This window comes from Streptomyces sp. NPDC056361 (assembly GCF_042262805.1).
In the GTDB taxonomy this organism is placed as follows: domain Bacteria; phylum Actinomycetota; class Actinomycetes; order Streptomycetales; family Streptomycetaceae; genus Streptomyces.
This window is the reverse complement of record NZ_JBHJQI010000059.1, coordinates 41,678-48,078: the sequence shown is the minus strand read 5'-3', so window position 1 is coordinate 48,078 and position 6,401 is coordinate 41,678. Positions and strand designations below refer to the sequence as shown.

Sequence of the window (6,401 nt, the reverse complement as noted above, 5' to 3'; positions counted from 1 at the left end):
TCCTGCCCGCCGAGATCCCGCCCGGCGTCGACTGGGTCACCCTCCCCAACGGGGTCCGCACCCTCGCCTACACCCACCCCACCACCCCGACACCCGCGACGGTTCCGGCCGCGCAGCCGATCCCCGCGTGGGCCAAGACCACCGCCCTGCTCGCCCCCACCGTCGGCGGCGGGATCGCCGCCGCCGGCATCGGACTCTCCTACGCCGCCCCGGGACTCATCGCCATGAGCCACGCCCTCTGGTCCGCCGCCGCCCTCATCGTCGCCGCCGTCACCGCCGTCCCCTTCCTCCTCCGAGGAGCCCGCCGCGCCGCAACCGGCACCGGAAGCCGCGGGACGGGGTCGACGACGCACATCACCCAGAACATCACCGCGACCGGCCTGTTCGGCCGCGCCAACGGCACCATCAACCACCACTGAGGAGCAGCCGTATGCAGCACATCACCGCCTCGCTCGACCTCCTCACCCCGCCCCACGACCGGTAGGGGCCGGGGCCGTGGAACAGGTCCCGTACCTCGACTGGGGCGGCAGCCGCCACTTCGACCACACCCAGGACCGGCCCTGCTGCCTGTGCGGCAGGGCGACCCCGCTGCGGTCACACGCCGGGGAACCCGTCCACAAGGTGTGCGCGGAGGCCTGGAACGCCGCCTGCCCCGGCGAACCCCGCCGCTACACCGTGCCGACGAAGGCCAAGCCACAGCAGCACGACGTCGGCACCTGGCGGTTCCACAACGACGGCCCCATCACCGACCAGCGCGCCCCGATCCTCGGCCAGGTCATCACCACCAACGCCCTGTCCGGCCCCCGAGAAATCGAGGGCCCGGGGCAGGAGCAGCGCGGCCTGTTCGCCGCCTGACAGCAAGAAGGGCGGCCCCCCATCTCGCCAGATCCGGGGCCGCCCTCAATCCAGAACACCTACGAACTGGAGACACTCAGCATGACTCAACGCACCCTCATCCGGCGAGAGCGCGCCGTCCGGCCGTTGTTGCTGGACCTGTTCTGCTGCGCCGGCGGCGCCGGGACCGGCTATCGGCGTGCCGGGTTCGACGTCGTCGGCGTCGACATCGCCCCGCGGCCGAACTACCCCTTCAGGTTCGTCCAGGCCGATGCCCTGGAGTACCTCTCCGCCATGATCGCCTCCGGGGAGATCGAGCGGTTCGCGTTCGTCCACTCCTCTCCGCCGTGCCAGGACAAGTGCAACCTGACCGTCGGCACCAACCGCTCCAAGGGATGGGGTGGCCGTCACGTCGACCTCGTGGCGCCCACCCGCGTCCTGCTGGAGGCGTCCGGGCTGCCGTACGTGATCGAGCAGCCCAACGGCAAGGCGGACATCCGTAAGGATCTGTACCTGTGCGGGGAGATGTTCTCCCTCGGCGTCCTGCGCCACCGCAACTTCGAGCTTGGCCGCTGGACCGCCGCCCAGCCCACCCACCTCAAGCACCGGGGCAGGGTGAGGGGCTGGCGGCACGGCGAGTTCTTCGACGGGCCGTACGTCGCCCCGTACGGCAACGGCGGTGGCAAGCCCACCGTCCCCGAACTCCAGTCGGCCATGGGCATCACATGGACCGACGTCCGCGAAGAGCTGACGGAGGCCATTCCGCCCGCGTTCTCCCAGTGGCTCGGCACCGCCTTCCTCTCCCAGGCACGGGCGGGGGTGGCCGCGTGAACAGCATCCCCACCATCGCCCTCGGCCTCGCCGAAAGCGGGCTCCCGGTCCTGCCCCTGCGGGCCGACAAGAGGCCGTTCGGCAACTGCCGGGCCTGCGAGGACCTGGCGTGCGGCGGGCGGCCGAACATGGCCACCCCCGGGCCGTGCGCCTGCCCGTGGCCGTGCCACGGCTGGGCCGCCGCCACTTTCGCCCCGGCCGTCCTCGGCTCCCCGCAGTGGGCGGCCGCATGGCGCCGGGCACGGGCCATCGGCTACCACCCCGGCGGCGGCGGCGTCACCGTCGTCGACCTCGACAACCCCGTCGCCGTCACCTGGGCCCGCACCACCCTGCCCCCAACCCGCACCGTGGCCACGACCCGGGGCGAACACTGGATCTACTCCGGCACCATGCGTTCCGTGAACGGCGTGCGGGCCGGTGTCGACATCAAGTCCCTGATGTCCTACGCCCGGTGGCTCGGCCCCGGCACCGGCACCCTGGCGGAGCTGCCGGACGTCGTCCGCGCGCTTGCCGAGAAGAAGCCCACCTCGGTCCGGCCGGCGCTCCGGGCAGTCACCGTGTCCGCGCCGGCCGGGGGTGGGGAGTGCCGGCACCGCTCGCCCGCCTACCTGGAGCGCGGCATCGCCATGGCCGAGCAGCGCATCACCGACGCCGCCAGCGCGATCCACGCCACGGTGTACCGGACCTTCCTGGCGGTGCTCTCCGCCCACGGCCGCTGCGGCTGCCTCACCGAGGCCCACATCGCCCGCCTGTTCACCGCCGCGCAGACCAAGGGCGAATCGCCCCGGCACTGCACGGACGCCTGGTCCAACGCCCAGACCGCACTGGGGATGTGACATGCCCGAGGACGAGAAGAACCCCGCCCGCGAAGTCATCACCGACTACGCGCAGGCCAACTTCCGCTACTTCCGCACCGCTGATGGCACCGTCTACGCCCAGCGCAACGGCCAGCCCATCGCCCGCCCGATCCGCTCCCAGGGCACCACGGGAAGCCACCGGCAGGAACTCATGGTCGGCCTGTTCAAGGACGGCTACGGCGTGTTCAACGGAACCGCCCTCAAGGAGGCATTGGACTTGATCGAGGCACTGGCGATGACCGAAGAGGTCCAGCCCGTCCACATCCGCGTCGCTCCGGGCAGCGGCGGGGCGACGTGGCTCGACCTGGGACGCGACGACGGCAAGTCCGTCCGCATCCACCCCACCGGATGGGAGATCCTCACCCCCGAGCCGCGCGAGGTGTGCTGGCGGCGCACCCAGCTCACCGGGGAACTGCCGCTGCCCGCGAAGGACACCAACGGCAAGGGCCTGGACCTGCTGCTGCGGCTGTGCAACTTCGCTGACGCCCGCACCGAGTCCCTGGCCGTGGCCTGGCTCGTCGGCTGCCTCGGCCCCTCCGTCCCCGTCCCCGCCCCGTTCCTCACCGGCCCCCAGGGCGCGGGCAAGTCCACCGGCGGCCGGATGCTCATCCGGATCATCGAGGGCATGAGCGCCGACCTGCGGCGCTCCCCGAAGGACGAGGAGAGCCTGATCGCGGCCGTGGCCGCCGGGTGGGTCACCGCCCTGGACAACCTCTCCCACCTCGGCCCCGACCTCTCCGACCTGCTGTGCTGCATCGTCACCGGCGCCGAGACGGTGAAACGGGCCCTGTTCACCGACGGCGACGTCGTGCGCTCCCGCTACCGCCGGCCGCTGCTGCTGACCGGGATCGACGTCGGCGTCATCCGCCCCGACCTCGCCGAACGCCTCCTCCCCCTCCGCCTGGAACGCCCCAAGGTGCGGCGGACCGAGGAGGAGCTGTGGGCGGATTTCGCCGAGGCCCTGCCGGTCATCCTCGGTTCCCTGCTCGACCTCGCCGTCCAGCTCCGCGCCACCCAGGCCGACATCCCCACCGACCTGCGCATGGCCGACTTCGCCCACCTCTGCGCCCAGCTCGACGCCGCGACCGGCCTCGGCGCGCTGGACGCCTACCGGGCGAGCCTGGACGACCTCAACGACGACGTCATCGAGGGCGACCTCCTCGCCCAGACCGTCCTCAAACACGCCGCCGGCATCGCCCCCGGCACCGAGGTCCGCATGACCTCGGCCGAGTGGCTGCACGCCCTGACCCAGCTCTACACCGGCGAGGGAGAGTTCCGTCCGCTCCCGAAGGGGTGGCCCACCACCGGCAAGGTTCTCTCCGACCGCCTCAAGCGCCTCCAGCCCGTCCTCACCGCACGCAGCGTCTACGTCGACTGGGGCCGCAAGAACAGCGCCCGCTACATCGAGATCGCCCGCCCCGCACCCCCTCAGAACGAGCCGCAGCAGATGTTCTAGACCGCGCGCCACCCGGTCCCGACCGCACAGGCAAGAGGAGCACCCCCGTCCCGGCGCGGCGGTGCTCCTCTTGCTCTTCGGCGGCTTGCCGCCGCCCCAAGGGCGTGCCGCTTCGCGGCTCCCCATTCACGCCCGAAGGCGCGCACAACAACAGACACAGCCCTCTCTTTCCTAAGTAGGAACTGCTGCGTCACCTGCGTCACCACGGCCCCGGAAACCGGGACTGACCTGCATCAACAGGGGTGACGCAGAGCCCGAAAGCCTGCGTCACCTTGCGTCACCTGCGTCACCCCGTGACGGACGTCTGCGTCACCGGTGACGCAGCACGTCACCCCCTCCGTCACCGAAACCTGCAGGTCAGCGCTTCGAGTGACGCTGATGACGCAGTGACGCAGAAATCCCGACCTCGGACACATTCGCCGCTCGACTCCGAAGAGGAGACCCGATGGCCCACCCCGCCCGCCGCCGTCAGCCCGTCGACGAGTGGCTCCCCCTGACCGACGTCCTCACCGAGATCGGCATCACCCGAGCCACCTACTACCGCTGGCGCAACCGCGGCTACGGCCCCGAGGTGAAGCGCCTGCCCAACGGGCACCTGCGGGTCCGCCGCAGTGTGCTCGACGCCTTCCTGAACGAACTGGAGACCGCGTGACCGACTGGAGCTACACCGTACGGATCTGGAGCATCAGGAAGCGGCCGTATCGCAAGCCGTACCAGCTCCGTTGGCAGGTCGGTACGCGGCCGCACTCCGAGTCCTTCCTGACGCTCGGGCTCGCGGAGAGCCGGCGCGCGCAGTTCATCACGGCGACCCGCCAGGGCGAGCCGTGGGACGTCGACAGCGGCCTGCCGAAGTCGATGGTCCAGAAGGCCAAGGACATCTCCTGGTACCAGCACGCCAGGAACTACGTGGAGATGAAGTGGGACCACTCCCCCGCCTCCACTCGCCGGAACCTCGCCGAGGCCATGGCCACCGTGACGCTCGCCCTGGTGAAGGACACCAAGGGCATGGGCGACCAGAAGGCCGTTCGCCGCGCCCTCTACACCTGGGGCTTCAACGTGAACCGGTGGAAGGAGGAGACGCCGGAGGAAGTGGCCGCACTGCTCGCGTGGGTCGAGCGAAAATCTGTCCCCACGTCCCAGCTCTCCGACCGGATGCTCGTCCGCCGGGCCCTCGACGCCTGCGCCCGGCGGCTCGACGGGAAGACGTCGTCCGGCTCCGTCATCGCTCGGAAGCGAGCCATCTTCCATCAGGCCCTCGGCATCGCCGTGGACGCCGAGCTGCTGGGTGAGAACCCCATGGCCGCGATCAAGTGGAAGGCGCCGGAGCGGGTGGAAGAGGAAGTAGACCCCGAGGTTGTACCGGATCCGGCGCAGGCAGCCGCGCTCCTCGCCGCCGTCGGCCGGCAGGGAGACCGCGGGCGGCACCTGGAGGCGTTCTTCGGGTGCCTGTACTACGCGGGCGCCCGACCCGGTGAGCTGGTCGGCGTGCGGCTCCAGGACTTCGACCTGCCCCGGCGCGGGTGGGGGCTCGTACGGCTCCGGGAGAGCCGGGCGCGGTCCGGGAGCTCCTGGACGGACAGCGGCGAGGCACACGACCGGCGAGGCCTGAAGCATCGGACGCGGAAGGCCGTCCGGCACGTGCCGATCCCGCCCGAGCTGGTCGCGAAGCTGCGGTGGCACGTCACCCTTTACGGCACACACCCGGACGGCCGAGTCTTCCGGACGGCCCGGGGCGGCATGGTGCAGGAGAGCGGCTACGGCGAGGTCTGGGCGAACGCGCGGCAGGAAGCGCTCAGCCCGCCCGAACAGGAATCGAAGCTGGCCAAGCGACCGTATGACCTTCGTCACGCTGCCGTCTCGACGTGGCTCAGCTCCGGGGTGGAGCCTCAGCTCGTCGCCCAGCGGGCCGGCCACTCGGTCGCCGTCCTCTTCCGGGTGTACGCGAAGTTCCTGAAGGGTGGCGACGAGGCCGCGAACGCCAAGATCTCCGCCCGGTTGAACCAGCATCGCGCCGGCACCCCCGCCAGGGCCTGATCGGCCCGGACGGCCGTCCACGCGCCGTCCACACAGGCTGGTAGAGGGCGGTATCGAGCGGGACAGGGCGAGACAGTCGGGGCTTCGTCCGACTATCACACGCAAACGACCCCTGATCGCGTTTCCGCAGATCAGGGGCCGTTCATGAAGCGTGGCGACGCCAGGATTCGAACCTGGGTAGGCTAAGCCGACGGATTTACAGTCCGCTCCCATTGGCCACTCGGGCACATCGCCATGGGTTCGCTGCTTCGGAGCCCCGCTTTGCGGCGGTGTTCCTTGGCAACGACGTAAACAATACCCGATGCCGGGGGGTGGTTCGCCACCGGATTGATCAGCGGATCGGGGCGTGGCGAAGGCCTAGGCTTTGGGCTGTACCCCACAGCACCCGA

Annotated in this window: 7 protein-coding genes and 1 tRNA gene; 7 read left to right on the top strand and 1 reads right to left on the bottom strand. The window is 70.9% G+C overall.

Annotated features, from left to right (window positions below; genetic code table 11):
• The 7 genes from ACFCY7_RS20610 to ACFCY7_RS20580 all read left to right on the top strand — a co-directional run.
• Positions 1-419: hypothetical protein (locus tag ACFCY7_RS20610; protein ID WP_376487090.1), on the top strand; the 419-nt coding region annotated here is incomplete at its 5' end.
• 76 nt (positions 420-495) lie between these two features.
• Positions 496-855: a hypothetical protein gene (locus ACFCY7_RS20605; protein WP_376487088.1), complete on the top strand. Its 360-nt coding sequence runs from the start codon at positions 496-498 to the stop codon at positions 853-855.
• Between the two features lie 81 nt (positions 856-936).
• A complete protein-coding gene (locus ACFCY7_RS20600) occupies positions 937-1,665 on the top strand; it encodes a DNA methylase (RefSeq protein WP_376487085.1) in 729 nt (242 codons plus the stop codon).
• Complete coding sequence (locus ACFCY7_RS20595; RefSeq protein WP_376487083.1) at positions 1,662-2,501, top strand: DNA primase; 840 nt, start codon at positions 1,662-1,664, stop codon at positions 2,499-2,501. Before ACFCY7_RS20600 ends, ACFCY7_RS20595 begins: the two co-directional genes overlap by 4 nt.
• A gap of 1 nt (position 2,502) precedes the next feature.
• The gene (locus ACFCY7_RS20590) at positions 2,503-3,978 is read left to right on the top strand and encodes an ATP-binding protein (RefSeq protein WP_376487081.1); all 1,476 of its coding nucleotides are present in this window, start codon (positions 2,503-2,505) and stop codon (positions 3,976-3,978) included.
• A 445-nt stretch (positions 3,979-4,423) separates the two neighbouring features.
• The gene (locus ACFCY7_RS20585; RefSeq protein WP_376487078.1) at positions 4,424-4,630 is read left to right on the top strand and encodes a helix-turn-helix transcriptional regulator; all 207 of its coding nucleotides are present in this window, start codon (positions 4,424-4,426) and stop codon (positions 4,628-4,630) included.
• The gene (locus ACFCY7_RS20580; RefSeq protein ID WP_376487076.1) at positions 4,627-6,012 is read left to right on the top strand and encodes a tyrosine-type recombinase/integrase; all 1,386 of its coding nucleotides are present in this window, start codon (positions 4,627-4,629) and stop codon (positions 6,010-6,012) included. Before ACFCY7_RS20585 ends, ACFCY7_RS20580 begins: the two co-directional genes overlap by 4 nt.
• A 152-nt stretch (positions 6,013-6,164) precedes the next feature.
• Here the strand turns inward: ACFCY7_RS20580 and ACFCY7_RS20575 are convergent.
• A tRNA-Tyr gene (locus ACFCY7_RS20575) sits at positions 6,165-6,246 on the bottom strand.
• Between the last annotated feature and the right edge of the window lie 155 nt (positions 6,247-6,401).

Coding starts and splice junctions, on each gene's coding strand:
- ACFCY7_RS20600 (WP_376487085.1), top strand. CDS start 937: ATGACTCAACGCACCCTCATCCGGCGAGAGCGCGCCGTCCGGCCGTTG.
- ACFCY7_RS20590 (WP_376487081.1), top strand. CDS start 2,503: ATGCCCGAGGACGAGAAGAACCCCGCCCGCGAAGTCATCACCGACTAC.
- ACFCY7_RS20585 (WP_376487078.1), top strand. CDS start 4,424: ATGGCCCACCCCGCCCGCCGCCGTCAGCCCGTCGACGAGTGGCTCCCC.